This window comes from Novosphingobium sp. G106, from assembly GCF_019075875.1.
Lineage (GTDB): Bacteria > Pseudomonadota > Alphaproteobacteria > Sphingomonadales > Sphingomonadaceae > Novosphingobium.
The window spans coordinates 52,110-68,128 of the sequence record NZ_JAHOOZ010000001.1; the positions used below are offsets into that span (position 1 = coordinate 52,110).

At 63.5% G+C, this 16,019-nt stretch carries 16 protein-coding genes; 6 read left to right on the forward strand and 10 right to left on the reverse strand.

Annotation, left to right across the window (positions count from 1 at the left end):
- Window positions 1-4 precede the first annotated feature (4 nt).
- Entirely contained in the window at window positions 5-523 is a 519-nt protein-coding gene (locus tag KRR38_RS00290) for a cupin domain-containing protein (RefSeq protein WP_254514576.1), read from the reverse strand.
- A 142-nt stretch (window positions 524-665) separates the two neighbouring features.
- A complete protein-coding gene (locus tag KRR38_RS00295) occupies window positions 666-1,766 on the reverse strand; it encodes an alpha/beta fold hydrolase (protein WP_309140938.1) in 1,101 nt (366 codons plus the stop codon).
- Window positions 1,767-1,978: 212 nt separating this feature from the next.
- Between KRR38_RS00295 and KRR38_RS36925 the strand changes: the two genes are divergently transcribed.
- Together KRR38_RS36925 and KRR38_RS00300 are read left to right on the forward strand one after the other, a co-directional pair.
- Window positions 1,979-2,113 carry a hypothetical protein gene (locus KRR38_RS36925; RefSeq protein WP_256449381.1) on the forward strand — a complete coding sequence of 45 codons (135 nt, stop codon included), beginning with the start codon at window positions 1,979-1,981 and terminating at the stop codon, window positions 2,111-2,113.
- Window positions 2,110-3,189 carry a cyclase family protein gene (locus KRR38_RS00300; RefSeq protein WP_217397491.1) on the forward strand — a complete coding sequence of 360 codons (1,080 nt, stop codon included), beginning with the start codon at window positions 2,110-2,112 and terminating at the stop codon, window positions 3,187-3,189. Before KRR38_RS36925 ends, KRR38_RS00300 begins: the two co-directional genes overlap by 4 nt.
- Window positions 3,190-3,411: 222 nt before the next feature.
- On the opposite strand, the gene KRR38_RS00305 is transcribed toward KRR38_RS00300, so the two are convergent.
- From KRR38_RS00305 to KRR38_RS00335, 7 genes are all read right to left on the reverse strand, one after another.
- Complete coding sequence (locus KRR38_RS00305) at window positions 3,412-4,269, reverse strand: amidohydrolase family protein (protein ID WP_309140939.1); 858 nt, start codon at window positions 4,267-4,269, stop codon at window positions 3,412-3,414.
- A 239-nt stretch (window positions 4,270-4,508) separates the two neighbouring features.
- On the reverse strand, window positions 4,509-5,600 hold the full coding sequence (locus KRR38_RS00310) for a Gfo/Idh/MocA family protein (RefSeq protein ID WP_217397493.1): 1,092 nt from the start codon (window positions 5,598-5,600) through the stop codon (window positions 4,509-4,511).
- The gene (locus tag KRR38_RS00315) at window positions 5,600-6,778 is read right to left on the reverse strand and encodes an acyl-CoA dehydrogenase family protein (RefSeq protein ID WP_217397495.1); all 1,179 of its coding nucleotides are present in this window, start codon (window positions 6,776-6,778) and stop codon (window positions 5,600-5,602) included. The genes KRR38_RS00310 and KRR38_RS00315 overlap by 1 nt, the downstream gene beginning before the upstream one ends.
- A gap of 1 nt (window position 6,779) precedes the next feature.
- On the reverse strand, window positions 6,780-7,751 hold the full coding sequence (locus tag KRR38_RS00320; RefSeq protein WP_217397498.1) for an acyl-CoA dehydrogenase family protein: 972 nt from the start codon (window positions 7,749-7,751) through the stop codon (window positions 6,780-6,782).
- A gap of 164 nt (window positions 7,752-7,915) precedes the next feature.
- Entirely contained in the window at window positions 7,916-8,794 is an 879-nt protein-coding gene (locus KRR38_RS00325; protein ID WP_217397500.1) for an SMP-30/gluconolactonase/LRE family protein, read from the reverse strand.
- Window positions 8,794-9,591 (reverse strand): sugar phosphate isomerase/epimerase, encoded by a 798-nt coding sequence (locus tag KRR38_RS00330; RefSeq protein WP_217397502.1) that lies wholly within the window; start codon window positions 9,589-9,591, stop codon window positions 8,794-8,796. Before KRR38_RS00330 ends, KRR38_RS00325 begins: the two co-directional genes overlap by 1 nt.
- A gap of 3 nt (window positions 9,592-9,594) precedes the next feature.
- A complete protein-coding gene (locus KRR38_RS00335; protein WP_217397504.1) occupies window positions 9,595-9,975 on the reverse strand; it encodes a nuclear transport factor 2 family protein in 381 nt (126 codons plus the stop codon).
- A 153-nt stretch (window positions 9,976-10,128) separates the two neighbouring features.
- On the opposite strand from KRR38_RS00335, the gene KRR38_RS00340 reads away from it, so the two are divergent.
- The 4 genes from KRR38_RS00340 to KRR38_RS00355 all read left to right on the forward strand — a co-directional run bounded on the left by KRR38_RS00340 (window position 10,129) and on the right by KRR38_RS00355 (window position 14,472).
- Window positions 10,129-10,908: an SDR family NAD(P)-dependent oxidoreductase gene (locus KRR38_RS00340; protein ID WP_217397506.1), complete on the forward strand. Its 780-nt coding sequence runs from the start codon at window positions 10,129-10,131 to the stop codon at window positions 10,906-10,908.
- Window positions 10,909-11,345: 437 nt separating this feature from the next.
- A complete protein-coding gene (locus tag KRR38_RS00345) occupies window positions 11,346-13,094 on the forward strand; it encodes an amidohydrolase family protein (protein ID WP_217397508.1) in 1,749 nt (582 codons plus the stop codon).
- A gap of 37 nt (window positions 13,095-13,131) precedes the next feature.
- Window positions 13,132-13,743 carry a TetR/AcrR family transcriptional regulator gene (locus KRR38_RS00350; RefSeq protein ID WP_217397510.1) on the forward strand — a complete coding sequence of 204 codons (612 nt, stop codon included), beginning with the start codon at window positions 13,132-13,134 and terminating at the stop codon, window positions 13,741-13,743.
- Between the two features lie 162 nt (window positions 13,744-13,905).
- Window positions 13,906-14,472, forward strand: a complete 567-nt coding sequence (locus tag KRR38_RS00355; RefSeq protein WP_217397512.1) for a hypothetical protein — start codon at window positions 13,906-13,908, stop codon at window positions 14,470-14,472.
- A gap of 23 nt (window positions 14,473-14,495) precedes the next feature.
- Here KRR38_RS00355 and KRR38_RS00360 read toward each other — a convergent pair whose 3' ends face one another.
- Entirely contained in the window at window positions 14,496-15,740 is a 1,245-nt protein-coding gene (locus KRR38_RS00360) for a cytochrome P450 (RefSeq protein ID WP_217397514.1), read from the reverse strand.
- Window positions 15,741-16,019 lie beyond the last annotated feature (279 nt).

The window sequence follows — 16,019 nt, forward strand, 5'->3', positions numbered from 1 at the left end:
AAATTCAGGCGTTGAGTAAGGGGCGCTTTGCCGACTTCCACGCCTCGCGGTGCTGGGCGGTCTGCTCCACGACCTTGTCCCAGAAACCTTCGTTCTTTGCCAAATTGACGAAGTTGAAGCTGGCGGCTTGGCGGATTTCGAGCAGTTCGACGCCGTCGGGGCCGGGCTTGTAAGTGTAGGGCACGCCGGAAGGAATGAAGAAGCTGTCGCGCGGGCCAAGCTCCTCGGTGCCGAGCCGGATGCTGCCGGCGATGATGTAATAGAGGCAGTCGCAATCGTGGCTGTGCAGGGGCAGGACGTAGCCTTCCTTGAACCAGACGTGGGTCAGGCTGAAGCCCGGGAGCTGACAGAGTACCTGGATCTCGTCGCCTTCGAGATAGCCGGCGGCGAGCGCCCTATCCATTCCAGCGCGCTGGATGGGCGTGAAGGGCTCCACCGACATGCATTCTGCTTCCATCAATCCCGGCGCATCCTTGGCGCGGAAAATCTGGAACCGGGGCGTGTCTTGTTGATCCTTTGCCATGTTCAAAACCATCCTGTCATCTGCCTTGGCCTTGGATTCGGCCTTCCGGCGCATGCCTAGGGCTCTTTTGTAATGAATGCATTGCAGATTGTGAATTGCTTTATTGTCAGGCCTGATCGAGCATTAGGGCGATATGCGCGCGTCAGCGCCAGCGATCGAAGAAGCCAGCGACTTCCGAGGCAAACAACTCGGGCTCTTCCCAAGCCGCGAAGTGCCCGCCCTTTGGCATATCCTGCCAGTGGACGATGTTGAAGCGCTTCCCGGCCGCTTCGCGTGGCGGCGGAGCAGTCTCGCGCGGAAAGCGGGCGAAGCCCATGGGCACCGCGATCGGTCCCCCGTCGGTCGGCCGCGCGGTCACCATTGAATTGTAGAGCCACATCGCCGCCTGGACGTTGTCGCTGACCAGGAAGGTCATGATATTGGTGATCAGCTGGTCCTTGCTGAAAGCGGTTTCGATATTGCCATCGTTGTCCGACCAGGCGCGGTATTTCTCGAGGACCCATGAGGCAAAGCCGATCGGTGAATCGGCCAGCGCGAGGCCGATGGTTTGCGGCCGCGAGGTCATCTGCTTCGAATAGGCGCCGACGTCATTCATCCGCTTCTTGGCGGTCTTGAACCACTCCGCTTCCTCGGGAGACATCGCGCCACTCGGTCGATAGGCGAGGTAATTGAGGTGAAAGGCTGCGACGACGTCTTTGTGGTCGCGGGCAAGCGCGGTGGTTACCGAGGCACCCCAGTCGCCGCCCTGTGCGCCGAAGCGCGCATAGCCAAGCACCTCGACCATGAGCGTGCGCCACATCCGCGCGATGTCGCCTGCGCCGATTGGCCGCCGGGGCCGTCCGGAAAATCCGTAGCCGGGCAGCGACGGCACGACGACGTCGTAGCCGCGCGCCGCCAGCAGCGGCAATGCCTCGAGAAATTCGAGCACCGAGCCCGGCCAACCATGGCTGAGGATGATCGGGTAACCCTTTTGCCCATTGGTCGCCGGCAAATGATAGAAATGGACCGCGACGCCTTCGATCTCGGCGACATATTGCGGGTAGGCGTTGAACGCCTCCTGAGCGGCCGCCCAATCGTAGCGGTCGCGCCAGTAGTCGCGCAGCTCGGCGAGGTAGCGCGCATCGGTCCCATATTTCCAGTCGGCGTCATCATCGGGCGCATAGCCGATCACCGCGTCTGCCACACGGCGCGAGATCCATTCGAGCCGGGCTTGCGGAATCGCGAGGCGGAAGGGTCTCTGCACGAAGGTTGCTTCCGGTGAAAATGTCGCGAAAGAAACGTGAACGTAATCTCTGATCATGTGAAACGCAAATAACGCGTTGCATTTATTCCGAGGTCGGGATTACGCTCGCGGCCATTGGAAGAAGGAACATGCAGAGGCACAGGCCTGCTTGCCTACGATCAGGCGCATGTCGATACGGGGCGGCGAGCCGGCCCGCGTCCGAAGCGCCGAGCATGCCTTTTTTCGACTATGAGGCCTACGACAATCTGACTTGCATCAACGAGCAGGTCTTCATCGATTCGATCAGTAATCCGCAAGGCATGGCGCGGGTCGCCGAGAACGAGGTTGGCCGCCGGCGCATCAAATGAACGAAAGACCGACGATGGCGAGTGAAAGCGAAAGGCAATCCGACAAACGCTGGTCGATCCGGCCCGAGGGCTCCAACTGGGGCGATTTCGGCGTCGACGACCAGATCGGGCGCCTGAATCTGATCACTCCCGAGCGCCGCCGCGCGGCCGCGGCCGAAGTGACCGAGGGGCTGGCCTTCTGCCTGTCGCTGCCGCTCGACTGCCCGCGCGTACAGCTCAACCCGCGCCGTTTCCCACCGCAGATGTCGTTTGCGATGCGTGGGCAAGATCCGGCGATGAACTATCCCTACGACCGGACCTTTCCCGGCCAGAAGGACGTCGTCTGTGATGACCGCGCGCTGCTGAGCCTGCAGTATTCGACGCAGTGGGACGCGCTCTGCCACATGGGGTTCCTGTTCGATGCACAGGGGAACGGCGAGGCGGAAGCGACCTATTACAACGGCTACCGGGCGAACGAGCACATCCATGGTCCGTTCGATTACCTCCATGACCGCGAGCCCAAAGACGGCCCCTATGGCGCGCATGCACTGGGGATCGAGAGGTTGGCCGAGACCGGGCTGCAGGCGCGCGGGGTGATGATCGATCTCTTCGCCCATGTCGGGCTGGAGGCGGTGGCGGTCGGCTACGACCGGCTCATGCGCATCCTCGACGCGGATCGGGTGGTAGTCGAGCCGGGTGACGTGCTGTGCTTCCGCACCGGCTTCGACCGGGCTCTGTTGACGCAATATGCCGACCCGGCCGCGCCGTTCGATCCGCACCGCTGTTCGGGCCTCGACGGTTTCGACGAGGGTGTCCTGCGATGGATCGACGAGTGCGGCGCGGCGGCGCTGGTATCGGACAACGAGGCGGTGGAGTTCATGCCCGACTTCAAGCGCGAGACGCCGCATGGCTCGCGCGTGCCGCTGCACAACCACTGCCTGTTCAAGCTGGGTATCCCGCTCGGCGAGCTGTTCCTGCTGAGCGACCTCGCCGACTGGCTGCGCGCCAACGGCCGCTCGCGCTTCCTGTTCACCGCGCCGCCGCTGCGTCTGCCGAGCGCGGTGGGGTCGCCGGTGACCGGGGTAGGGACGGTATGATCTCAAGGATGGATTTGCCGGCGGGGGCGCCTCACGCCCGCGCCCAAGTCGTCTGCCCGATCCTGCCAGCCTGGATGAGTCGCCGTCGTCTTCCGGTTCTGGATTGGACTCTACGGCTTGCTGGAACGGCAGTCTCAAGCCTCCGCCACAGCGTCGATGGGGAAATCTGGCGCGCCATGCGCGATTTCGAAATGGCGCGCGCGCCCGCGCGGATGACCGCCGCTATTCGCGCGGCGGCAGCCCCAGCACTTTGGCGGCATTGTCGTAGAGGAACTTCGGCCAGACCTCGGCCTTAAACGGCACTTCGTCCATTTCGGCGAAGATCCGCGTCAACTCGAGGCCCATGGGAAAATAGCCGCCATAGATCACCTTGTCGGACCCGCGCGAGTTGGCGAACCTGATGATCGCCTCGGGCCAGTATTTCGGCGCGAAGGCGGAGGTCGAATAATAGAGGTTAGGCCATTTCAGCAGCAGCTTTACCGCCAGGTCCTCCCAGGGCTCGGCGCCGTGGCGCATGACCAGCTTGAGCTCGGGCAGGTCGTAACAGACCTCGTCGAGATGGCCGACATATTGCGGCATCATCGGGATACGCGGGCCGGGCACGCCGACGTTGACGAAAATCGGCAAGTCGAGTTCGATGCACTTGGCGTAGATCGGATAGGCGCGTCTGTCGTTGATTGGCACCGGCGGTTGCTGGCCCGAGGGGAAGAAGGATACGCCCTTGATTAGCCCCTCGTCGTACTCGCGCTGGATCAGCCGGACCGCGTCCATGCCCTTGTTGGGATCGACCGGACGGATCGCGGCGAAGCGGTCCGGATGGCGGCGCATTGCCTCGAGCGCGCGGTCGTCCGACATGTGGATCACGCCGACGCGGATGTTGTGCGCGTCCATCTGGGCAAGCGTTTCCGCGATCGAGGCGAGGCGGTCGTCGGCTTCCCCGATTTCTTCGGGAATGTCCTTGAACATATATTCGGCCGGGTGGCGCTGCCAGTCGCCCTTGGTGCTGGCGACGCCCATCTGGTGCGTGTCGCGAAAGCCGATCAGCGTGTCGATCACGGGGATATCGTGGGGGCGTGGCACAGATCGGCGTCCTTTTGATTGCGAGCGGGTGGACCGCGACCGCACGGCGATATTGCAACAGGCGCGGAGTATTGTAAAGCTGCCAGCCGATCCGAACGGCTCCGGCGGCGTCGACGAACGGGCTGCGCTGCTAATGCCCGGCCGCGAGCTGGCTCTGCTTTTGTTCCTGGCGCCAGCGCGTCTCGAGGCCGCCGGGATCAGTCTTCATTGCCGACTCCATCGGCGTGTTCTGAGGTCTCTCAGCGTTCTGTTTCGATGTCATAGGGCCTGACGTTATGTCCTTCGCCCGATGCTACCTCGATCGCGTCGAGCAGGCGGTGTAGCTTTACCGCCATGTCGAAGTCGGCGACCGTTCTATTGCCCGAGCGGATATCCTGTTCGAATCGGCGATAGAGCTCAGCGACGTTGATCGCTGCGCCCTCGAGTCCCTGCAGGTCCGACGACGGTTGCGGCTCGCTCCCCGGCGGGCCCGTAACCGTGAGCGCGGCACACTGATAGCCGCCGGGATGGCGTCCGGTGATCTCCAGCTTACCCTCTGTGCCTTGGAGCTCGAAGCGCAGCGGCATGCCGTCGCCGCTGACGATCTCGATGCTGGAGACGCAGCCGCCCGCATGCCGGCCATGGATCAGCAGGTGATCGGCGCAGGTCCGCTCGACCAGTTCGCCGGTCCCGGCGATCTCGACGCGGTCGCGCAGGATCGAATTGCAGGCACCGACCTCGACGAAGGGCCCGATCACTGCGGCAGCCATGGCGAGCGTGTGGCCGCCGGCGATCGTGGCCAGGGTCGCGCCGTTGCGCCGGTCCTGGAGATAGGCGTAGTGCGGCGGCGCTATCGCGCCCCAACCGGCGGTCGCCGACACGACTCGGAGATTGAGCGGCCGCCCGATCGCCCCTTCGTGCACCAGCCGGGAGGCATGGCGCACCGCGAGCGAATTTGCACCCTGCAACCCGATCGCGACATGGACGCCGGCCTTGTGCGCTGCCTCGGCGAGCTCCTCGGCCTCGGCCGTGTCACGTGCCAGCGGCCATTCGCAGTAGACATGCTTGCCGGCTTGCAGTGCGGCTAGGACGATGGCCCGGTGCTCGGGCACCTTAACCGTAACCGCGACAACATCGATTTCTGGATCGCGCGCGAGGTCGAGCGAATTGTCATAGGCGCGGGCAGCGCCGAAGGCGCTTGCTGCCTGATCGGCGATCTCTCGCGTCCGCGCCGATACTGCATGGATCACCAGACCCGGCAACGCCTTGAGTGCCGGGATATGCGCATCGCGCGCCCAGCCACGCTCCGCATTGGCGCCTGCAAAGCCGATCCTGAGCGGGGCGCCTGTCATCAGCGCGCCCTCGGCAGCCCGAGCACCCGGTCCGCGGTGATCTCGCGCTGGATCTCGTTGGTGCCGCCGGAAATCGAGAAGACCCAGCTCCACAGATAGTCGTAGGTCCAGGGATGGGCGCTGCGGTCACCATCGAATTCGAGGAAGCTCCAGCCCAGGATATCGCTGACGACTTCGCTCAGCGCCTTGTGCGTCGCCGTGACCATCAGCTTCATCATCGATCCCTTGGGACCGGGGACGCCGGTGCGGTCGGTCTCGGTGATGTCGCCCAGCGTCATCGAGCGGATGGCGATGCAGTCCGCCTTGATCGCGGCGAGGCGTTGGGCCACGCCGTCGTCCTCGATCGCCCGGCGGCCGTCTTCCAGTCTGGTCTTCTCGGCCAACTCGATTGCGCGGTTCACGCGCTCGTAGAGCTCGAGCTGGTCGCCGATGAAGCCCAGGCCGCGCTCGAAGCTCAGCGTCGCCAGTGCGGTTGACCAGCCCTGGCCGATCTCGCCGACGACATTCGCGATGGGTATGCGCACGTCGTCGTAGAACACCATGGAGACGTGCTCGTCCTGCAACATCGTGCGAACCGGTTTGATGTCGATGCCCGGCGTCTTCATGTCGCAGATGATCCAGGTCAACCCCTTGTGTCGTTCGGAGCCGGGATCGGTGCGGATCAGCAGTTCCTGGAAGTCGGCATATTGCGCGTCGGTGGTCCACATCTTGGCGCCCGTGACGACGATGTGGTCGCCGTCGATCACGCCGCGCGTCTTGAGTGCGGCGAGGTCCGACCCGGCGTTGGGTTCGGAAAACCCCTGGCACCACAGCACCTCACCCGACAGGATGCGGTGCAGGTGGAAGCTCTTCTGTGCGTCGGTGCCGCGCGCGATTACGGTGGGGCCCGCGTGCATCATTGCGACATAAGTGGTGTTGATGTGGTGCGGCGCGCGGGCGCGCGCCAGTTCCTCGTACCAGATGACCTGCCGCAGTCCGGACAGGCCGAGGCCGCCGTACTCCTTGGGCCAGGCGACGCCAGCCCAGCCATGATCGTAAAGCTTGCGCTGCCAGTCGCGGTCGAATTGCGCCGCCGCAAAGCCTTCGGCCGGCCGGCTATGCTGCGGGACATTGGTTTTGAGCCATTCGCGGGCCCTGGCGCGGAAGTCCCGGTCGGCATCGGAATATTGGAGATCCATTTCAGTCCTCCACTCGCGCGTCGAGCAGCCGGCCGAGCAACATGCGCTTCGCGCCGAACAGGCGCGAAAGCAGCAGCGCATGCTTCATCAGTAGATGCGCATTGTGCTCGTCGGTCACGCCAATGCCGCCGTGGAGCTGGATATTCGCGTCGGTATTGGCGAGCGCGGCGACATTGGCCATGTGCTTGGCGACGTCGAGATGGACGGCGGCGTCAACGCGCCTTTCCTTGACCGCCGCAGCGGCATACCAAAGCTGCGAGCGCGCCGCCTCGAGGCGCACTGCCATGTCGGCGCAGGGGTGGCGCACGGCCTGCCACGAGCCGATCTTGCGGCCGAAGGTCTCGCGGATCTTGGCATAGTCGACGATGAGATCGAGCGCCGCCTCGGCGATACCGACCAGCATGGCGGCCGCGCCGAGTTGACCGAGTTGCCAGGTGCGCTCGCTGTCGATGCTCTCCAGCGGCGCGGGCAGCGTCTCCACGATGCGCAGCGAGTTCGCTGGATCGAGCGAAGGACGCGGCGCCGCTGGCACTGCTGCTAGGGAAAAGAGACGTGCGCATCCGAGTTCGACCGACAGCCCAAGATCGCTATCGGCCGAGCCGATCAGTCTGTGCGCTTCGCCATCGGCGACCAGCAGCGCGACTCCGCGTCTACCGGCGATGATCTCACCGCGCAGCCCGCCATCAATAGCCGCATTCGCGGCAAGGCACTGCGCGAGAACGTCGACTGGACCGCATTGCCGGCCCACTTCGCGAAAGAACAAGGCATGCTCGACCGCCGATAGCCCGCTGCCGCCCTCACACTCGGGTACGGCAAGAGCGAACCAGCCCATGTCACCGAAGAGCCGGCGCACTGTGGCAGTCGTGTCGGCGGAACCGGGCGAATGAAGGCGGTCGATCGGCATCGCGTCGGCGAGGAAAGTGCCTGCCGCATCCGCGATTTCGACTTCGTCTCCGTCAGGCGCGAGATACATGCCGCGCCCCCCGTTCCTGCGCGATCGATTTGCTCATCGTAGAATGATCCACAGCTTATGCATTAATCCGAATTGCCTCTCCTACGCGAGCGTCAAGGAATTGCAACAGGCGAAGTTTATTTAGTTCCATAAGTGCCTGCAAAAGAGCCAAGAACCATCGCTTTTCAACCGGTGAACGGCACTTCAGCGACACCGGTCTCGCCAGGCTCGAAGGCGAAAAGGGGTCCGTTCGACACGGTTGAGGCCGTGACGGGGGGCATCGCCATCTGCGTGCTCGTGACATAGAGCGTCTTGAACTCGGGGCCGCCGAACGCGGGCTTGGTCGGATTGGAGAACGGCAGGGCGACGATCCGGTCGAGCGTCCCGTCGGGCAGATAGCGGCGCAGCGCGCCGGCGGCGACATTGGCCAGCCAGTAGCCGCCCTCGCTGTCCACGGTCGCCCCGTCGGCGAAGCCTTCGCCATCGCCCAGCTTCACGAAAGAGCGGCGGTTCGAGAGCTCGCCGGTGGCGGGATCGAGGTCGAAGGCTTCGACCTGGCGCGTCGGCGAGGTGACCGCGTACATCGTCGAGCCGTCGGGGCTGAAGGCAAGACCGTTGGCGACATGGACGCCGGTGATCACGAGGGTCAGCCGGTCGCCGTCTAGCCGGCAATAGCCCGAATCCGCCGATGTCCGGTCGGTGGGATAGCGGGTGTCGAAGCCGCCGATCCAGAACCGTCCCTGCCGGTCGCAATGGCATTCGTGGAGTTTCACGTGCGCGGGGAAGGGTGAGGGCACGCGGAAGGACAACTCGCCGCTCTCCGGATCGAAATCGTAGAGCCCGTCGGCGAGTGCCACGAGCAGGCCGCCTTTCGCCTTGGGCACGAAGCCGCCGATGCGTTGTGGCATCGGCCACATTGCGTGTGCGCCGCTTTCTGGATGCCAGCGATGCAGTTCGGGCGGATGTTCGCAATTGACCCACCACAGCGACTGTTCGCTCGCCGACCAGATCGGCGTTTCGCCGAGATGGTTGCCGGCGTCGAAGGCGACTCGAACTTCGGTCATTAGGCGGTCTCCAGCAATTTGCCGATGAAGTCGGCGGCGCGGCGCAGGCCTGTATCCTCGCCTTCCGCCTGCAGCCGCGGTCCGATGATCTCCAGATCGAACCACCCGGTAAAGCCCGCGCGGATGATCGCCGGGATCAGCCGGTCCAGCGGTACCGCGCCGTCGCCCGGCACCGCCCGGCAAGGCAGGCCGCGGTCGCCGTAGACGTAGTCGCTCACCTGGACGAGCGCGGTGAGCGGCGCGGCATCGGCCATCGCGGTGTCGATGTCGGTATCGACCCAGCAGGCGAAGAGGTCGATCGTCACGTCGATCCCCGCCCTGCGCGCCAGCGTCGTGGGATCGGCAAGCCGGTGCGCGAGCGAGGCGTCGGCATAGAGATGCGAGGTGGGTTCGATTCCGAGCCGGATTCCCACCGCGCGCGCGGCCTCGGCGTAAGGCGCCATCGCTTCGGCGAAGCGCTCGGCGGCTTGCGGCCAGCTCAGCGCGCCGCGTCCGCCGGTGGTCATGGTGATCGTCCGCGCGCCGATCTCGCCCGCGATGTCGATCGTCCGGCTGAGCCGCTCGCGGCCCGCCTCGGCTTCGGACGGTGTGGCATAGGCAAAAGCGCGATGGGTCAGCGTCGCCACTTCGAGGCCGGCGTCACCCATCGTCTGCGCGCTCTCGCGCACGCCGAAGGCTAGGATCTGCTCGAGATCGGGGCTGATCCCGCGCGCGCCGATACGCGCCACTCGATCCGCCAGGGCGCCCAGCGGAGCGAACGGCAGGCACAGCGTGTTGATCGAGATCGCGGGATGCATCGTTCAACCCGCCAGCGGCGTCGACTGGACGGCGACGAGGCGCCAGTCGTCGCCCGCCTTGCTCCAGACGGTGATGACCCGGTTGTTGAGCCGCTTGTCGACGCCTTCGACACGCACGTCGGTGGTCATCCGTCCGGTGAGCAGGGCGGCATCGGGCCCGAGCGGCGTCACCTTCTCCTCCGACCAGGTGATGGCGACATAGTGGATACGGCCGGCGGCCATCTTGGCGAGCAGGGCGGCCTTGTCGTCGATCGCGCCGGTGGCGTGGCTGAAGTGCAGGCGCGGATCGAGCAGGGCCTCGAGCGCGGCATTGTCGTTCGCCAGCATCGCGTCGCAGCGCCGCTTTTCGGCCGCCAGTACCGCGCTTTCGATAGATCCGCTCAAGTTCCGTTCCTTCCCGGTCCGCGCCGAATCGCGGCACGCCTACAGGCCACAGGCATAGCCACTCGCATCGCGCGGAAAAAGGAAATGCACCAGAGGCATTGACTAAATACCGCGATTACCCGAGCCAGCGATGAAACGTGAGGAAGGTGGATGATGGCAAGGTTTGACGGCAAAGTCGCGATCGTCACTGGCGGCGCGCGCGGGATTGGCGCGGCGATCGTCGCGCGGCTCGCGTCCGAGGGCGCGAAAGTGATGATCGCCGATGTCAACGCCCCGGCCGAGACAGGCGAACACGTCGCCTTCCTCAAGACCGATGCGACCGTGGCCGCTGATGTTCAGGCCGTCGTCGCGGCGACGCTCGATCGCTGGGGGCGGCTCGATATCCTGGTCAACAACGCCGGCATCGGTGCGCTGGTGGAAACGCCCGAGATGGCGGAGGAGGTCTGGGACCGGGTCTTCGCCATCAACACCCGGGCGATCTTCCTGTTCTGCAAGGCGGCGATCCCGGCCATACGTGAGGCCGGCGGCGGCGCCATCGTCAACATCGCCTCGATCTCAGGCCTGTTGGGCGATTACGCGATGGGGGCTTATAACGCGTCCAAAGGCGCCGTGGTGAACTACACGCGCTCGCTGGCACTGGATTGCGGGCGAGACGGGATTCGGGTCAATGCGCTCTGTCCAGGCCTGATCGAGACCGAGATGGCGAGGGCGGCCGTCGCCGATCCGCTCGACCGGGCCTTCTGGTTCGATCGCATACCGCTGGGCCGCTCGGGCACACCCGAGGAGATGGCAGCGGTGGCCGCGTTCCTGGCGTCGGACGACGCCTCCTACCTGACCGGTGTGATCCTGGCGGCCGATGGTGGTATCACCGCCCATTCCGGCCAGCCCAACGCCCCGCAGCGCATTCGCGAACGCACCCGGCGGCAGGGCTGATCCGACGCACAAACTCGCGATGCGCGAGGAATAGGCACGCATCTGGCTGAGACGCGGAGACGAGCAGAACGAGGATATCGTGAACACCAGCCCCGCTGGTCGATGTACTTTTTGCCGGGTGGAGCGCAAAGGATAGCCAGCGGGTGAACGCCGGTTTTGCGGCAGGTGCCGATCATGCTTGCTACAAGTCGCCGGAGTCAGCCACGGCCGCGATATCGTTATACTTGGTCCTGCTTGGCCGAGCTGGCGGCCGCGTTGCCATATGCGCGCTTCGGGCACTGGCCGGCCGCAAGGCGTGCTTCGTGCCCGATGCCGCCGTCAGGTTGAGTGAAATGCATCGTTTCAGAATCATTCTATTTATGTTACGCGATGTCACACTAAGCAGCGCGTCCAGTCTCTGGCTGTCTGGACGGCCAAGTCGGGAATGGAGGCATGCCATGGAAATTCGTTTGCTGATCAAAGGTGGAACAATCGTCGATGGGTCTGGTGCGCCGGCTTATGCGGCGGATGTCCGCGTGGCCGACGGACGAATCACGGAGATCGGAACCGGCCTTCAGGCTGGCCCGGGAGAGCGCATCATCGATGCCGCTGACTGCTATGTCGCCCCGGGCTTCATCGAGACGCATAACCATTGGGATGGCGGCGTCTGGTGGAATCCCAATCTCGAGCCGCTTCCGGGCTATGGCGCTACGACCTCGATCAACGGCAATTGCGGCTTCTCGCTCGCGCCCGCGCCGCAGACCGACGAAGACCGGCAGAACGTCATCGATATCTTCAATTACTTCGAGGACATCCCCGAAGAGCCGATGCGCCAGATCGTCCCGTGGGACTGGAAGAAATGGAGCGAGTACAAGGCTTCGATGCAGGCCAAGGTGAAGCTGCCGCTGCATTTTGGCGCCTTCTGCGGCCACATTCCGCTGCGCCTCTGCGTGATGGGCCAGGAGGCCTGGAACCGCGCGGCGACACCTGCGGAAATCGACCTAATGTGCGAACTGCTCGACGATGCGCTGGCCGCCGGCGCGATGGGGCTGTCGTCGAACTATCTCGACTACGACAAGTTCGAACGTCCGCTGCCCTCGCAGCAGGCCGACGATGCGGAGTTCGAGGCGCTATTGGGTGTGCTGGCCCGTTATCCCGGTGCGACCTTCCAGATCATCCTAGACTACTTCATGCGCAAGACCGCCAATGCATCGCTCGAACGCTTCGGCCGGCTGGCGAAGGCGGCCGGTATCCGGATGCAATGGGCCGGCATGCCGGCGCTCGAATACATGGCCGACCAGCTGCCCCGGGCCGAGGAACTGCACGAGGAGTTCAAGGCCGAGGGCCTGGAAATCTACACCTCCTTCAACGTGATATCGCCGACCTCGGTGATCAATTTCGGTCGCACCCTCGTCTTCGGGCAGAACGGCAATCCGGTGTGGCAGGAACTGGTCAACACGCCGGGCTGGGACGCCAAGGCGGCCATGCTTGCCGATCCGGAATGGCGGGCGCGGGCGCGTGCCTCATGGGATAACCAGTTCGCTCATTCGTACCTGCATGTCCCCAGCGCCAATCTGCTGCGCGAGAGCGAATCCGGCTATGGGCCCACCGGCGTCACGCTAGCGGACTACATGGCGCAGACCGGTATCGAGCACGCCTCGGACGCCATGGCGGAATGGGTGCTCAACAACGGCCAGGAATCGACCATCCTCAAGAAGAGCTGGGAGAAGAGCGAGCCGGTACTCGAGAAGCTGCTGGTCGATAGCCACTCGCTGGCCAACGTCAGCGACGCCGGCGCGCATGGCAAGCTGTTCTGCGGCGCGGGCTACAACGTCTTCCTGCTCACCGACTATGTGCGCGACCGCAAGGTGATCTCGCTCGAACAGGGCGTGCACATGCTGACGTGGCGGCTGGCCGATTTCTTCGGCCTGCACGACCGCGGACTGATCGAAGTGGGCAAAGTGGCTGACATCACCGTGTTCAACCTTGATGAGATAGAGATGCGGCCGGAAAAGAAAATCTGGGACGTGTGGGACGGCACCGGTGGACGCACCTATCGCTACACCCGCGACCCGGCGCCGATGCGGCTAACGCTGGTCGCCGGCGTTCCGACTTTCGACAACGGCGAGTTCACCGGGCGTTATCCGGGTGAATTCATCGGCCCGGAAACGGCGCACGCCCATTCATTGGCAGAGGCCGCGGAGTAGGCACGTGTCAGCCGTGCCAGCAGTATCGCGCCCGGCGTTGGGGGAATTCCAGCGCCGGCGCAAGCAGGACAGCCGCCAGCAATTGCTGGCGGCTGCGACCGAGGCCTTTTGCGCGAACGGCTATTTCGCGATTTCCGTGGACGAGATCGCCACCGCGGCCGGGGTCAGCCGGATGACGTTCTACCGCCATTTCAGCAGCAAGGCAGCGCTTGCGGCCGAGCTGTTCCGCCAGAGTTCCGAAGCTGCCATGCCCCGCCTCCTTGCCATCGGCCAGCGTGATTTCCGCGAGCGTCAGGTCGTTCTGGCCTGGATCGCCGAGCTTTTCGAAGCCAATCGCGCCAGTGGCCCGATCCTGCGCGTATTCATGCAAGCGAACGCCGAAGAGCTCGGCTTTACCCAGACGGGCCACAGCTTCATCACTGATCTGATCGTCCGCCTCGGTCAGTACATTCCTGCATTCGCGCTTGATCCCGATGATCCGAGAGACCGTCGTGGGTGGGTTGCGGCCTGGCTGCTGCTTTATGAAATTCTCGATCAGGGTAATCATGCCGCGCGCGGCGCGGGCGTCGCCACGGATCCGCTGGCTATCGAAATCCTGGGCGAACGTTTCCTTGGCTTTGTGAACGCGGAGGTACGTCGCGGCAGGTAAAGCCGGGCATGAAGTTTCTCCTGCCTCTGAAAACGAACCCGCCAAACGCTGCACAACATTGTGCTTAGAGGCATTTGAATAGCCAAGAGCCAGCTGGTGATCTGGGACCAATGGGCAAAGGCCGGACGTCCCCAATTTTGTGCCGGCCGGGGAAGGAAAGCCATGAAATCTATCGCGCAATATGCAGGCAACCTGCTGAACCATGTCGAGGCGCTGTACCGCCCTGGCGAGCGGGAGCTTGCGATCGAATTGGTCGAAGCGCTCGGCTGCGCAGTTACCGATACCGGCTTCAAGGGCGACGGAGTCGATACCTTTCTGGCTGTTCACCCTAATCCCGACGACAGAAATCCAAACAACAACGTCTTCTATATTTCTCAGATAAGGTCGAATCAGCTGGCAGTTGAAGAGCGATTGAGGCGGTTGAACGAGGAAGATAGCGAATTCGCCGCGCTGCTCGAAAATTATCGTCAGGAGGCCTGCACGAAGCCGTTCGGAATACCGCATTTCGCGCTACGATACCCCTCGTCGCAAGACGTCGACGACGTTTCAAAACGTATCAATGCCTCGCTGAAGCACCGGCTCAAGGATCGGCTGCACCTCCGCATCTTTCGCCCGGGAGATGCAGATGCGGCGGTCTGCAGCCTGACTCAGGGATTCCTTTTTCAGGATGTGATCGTTTCGGGCTCGTTCTTGATGGGCCAACTCATCGAGCTTCAAACCCAATCCTGAGGCGATTGCCTGCTCCACCGATATCAGCGCATACGATAGCGCACGGGTAGATATTTCACCCCGCCGACAAAGCTTCCTTCAACGATGCGCGGCGTGTCCGCCAGTTCGATGTGCTCGACCCGTGCGATCAGTTCACGGAAGAAGGAAACAAGTTCAAACCGCGCCAGATACTGGCCGAGGCAGACATGGGGCCCGGTTCCGAAGGCGAGGTGGCGATTTGGTTGGCGATCGATGCGGAAGGTGAAGGGATCTTCATAGACCGTCTCGTCGAAGCTCGCGGAAGGATAGCTGAGCAACAGGTGATCGCCCGCCTTCACCTTTTTTCCTGCAACTTCGCTATTTTCGACAGCTGTGCGGCAGAAGTGCTTGACCGGCGTGGTCCACCGCAGAATTTCCTCCACGGCAAGCGGCAGCAGCGACGGATCGGCACGCAGTTTTGCCATTTCCTCCGAATGATCGAGCAGAGCGAGCAGGCCGCCCGTCAGGCTGTAACTGGTGGTGTCGTGGCCGGCCGTGGCAATGATGTTGAAATAGCCGAAGACGTCGCGGTCGGAGAGGTGTTCGCCGTTGATACGTGCATTTGCGATCACGCTGGAAAGATCGCCATTAGGTTTGCTGCGCCGGTCCGCGATGATTTTCTGGAAATACGCGTACATTTCCATCATGGCCGTTCGCGCGCCACCACCTTCCGCCTGGAATTCCGGATCCTGGCTCGACAGTGTCTGTTGGGTCAGGCGCATCATCATCGGCTCGTCTTCCTGCGGCACGCCCAGCATTGACATGATAACACGCAGCGGGAACGGCATGGCGATCTGGGCGAAATCACATTCGCCATCGCTCTTCGCCATCTGGGAGATGAATTCGCCGGCCAGCGTTTCGATGTCCCGAAGGGTCGCTTCAAGGCCCTTGGGGGTGAAGTAGCTCTGGGTTATCGCACGATAGGCAAGGTGCTCTTCCCCATCCATCAGGATGAGGTTGCGCATGAAATCCTTGGTATCCTTTCCGCCTGCTGCCTGCCGTGCCATCGCCTCATAGGACAGGGGCAATAGTACCTGGCGAGGTTCATTGATGAAGCGCTTCGCGTTCCGTTCAATTGCCATGATATCTGCGTGGCGGGTCACTAGCCAGAACGGCGCGTAATCCTCGGCCTGGATATAGGGCAGTGGATCGGTCCGCCGCAGCCTTGCGAGCAATCCGTGCAGCGCCCGATTGTCGGTAAAGGTGCGGGGGTCGGCAATGGCTTCTGCCGGCAGGTCGGTGTCATGCATGCGTTCTCTCCGATGCGATGTACTGCAGGGCCTCGGGACGGCCAGCAGCGGCAACGGCCGACGGTGTCGTGACCTGTCGATGCAATGCTTGCTCCTCTCGGCGTACTCGGCAATAAGGTACGTAGAAAGAAATGCAACAGGTGCCTTGCAATGCGAATCGGTAGGTCCAGTTCGGCCGTGGTCACGGGCAGGGCATCCGGCCTCGGCCTAGCCCGCGTCCAGGCCGCCGGCGTAGAAGCGGCAATCTTCCGACCTCGACCCCGAAGCAGGGAAAAAAGC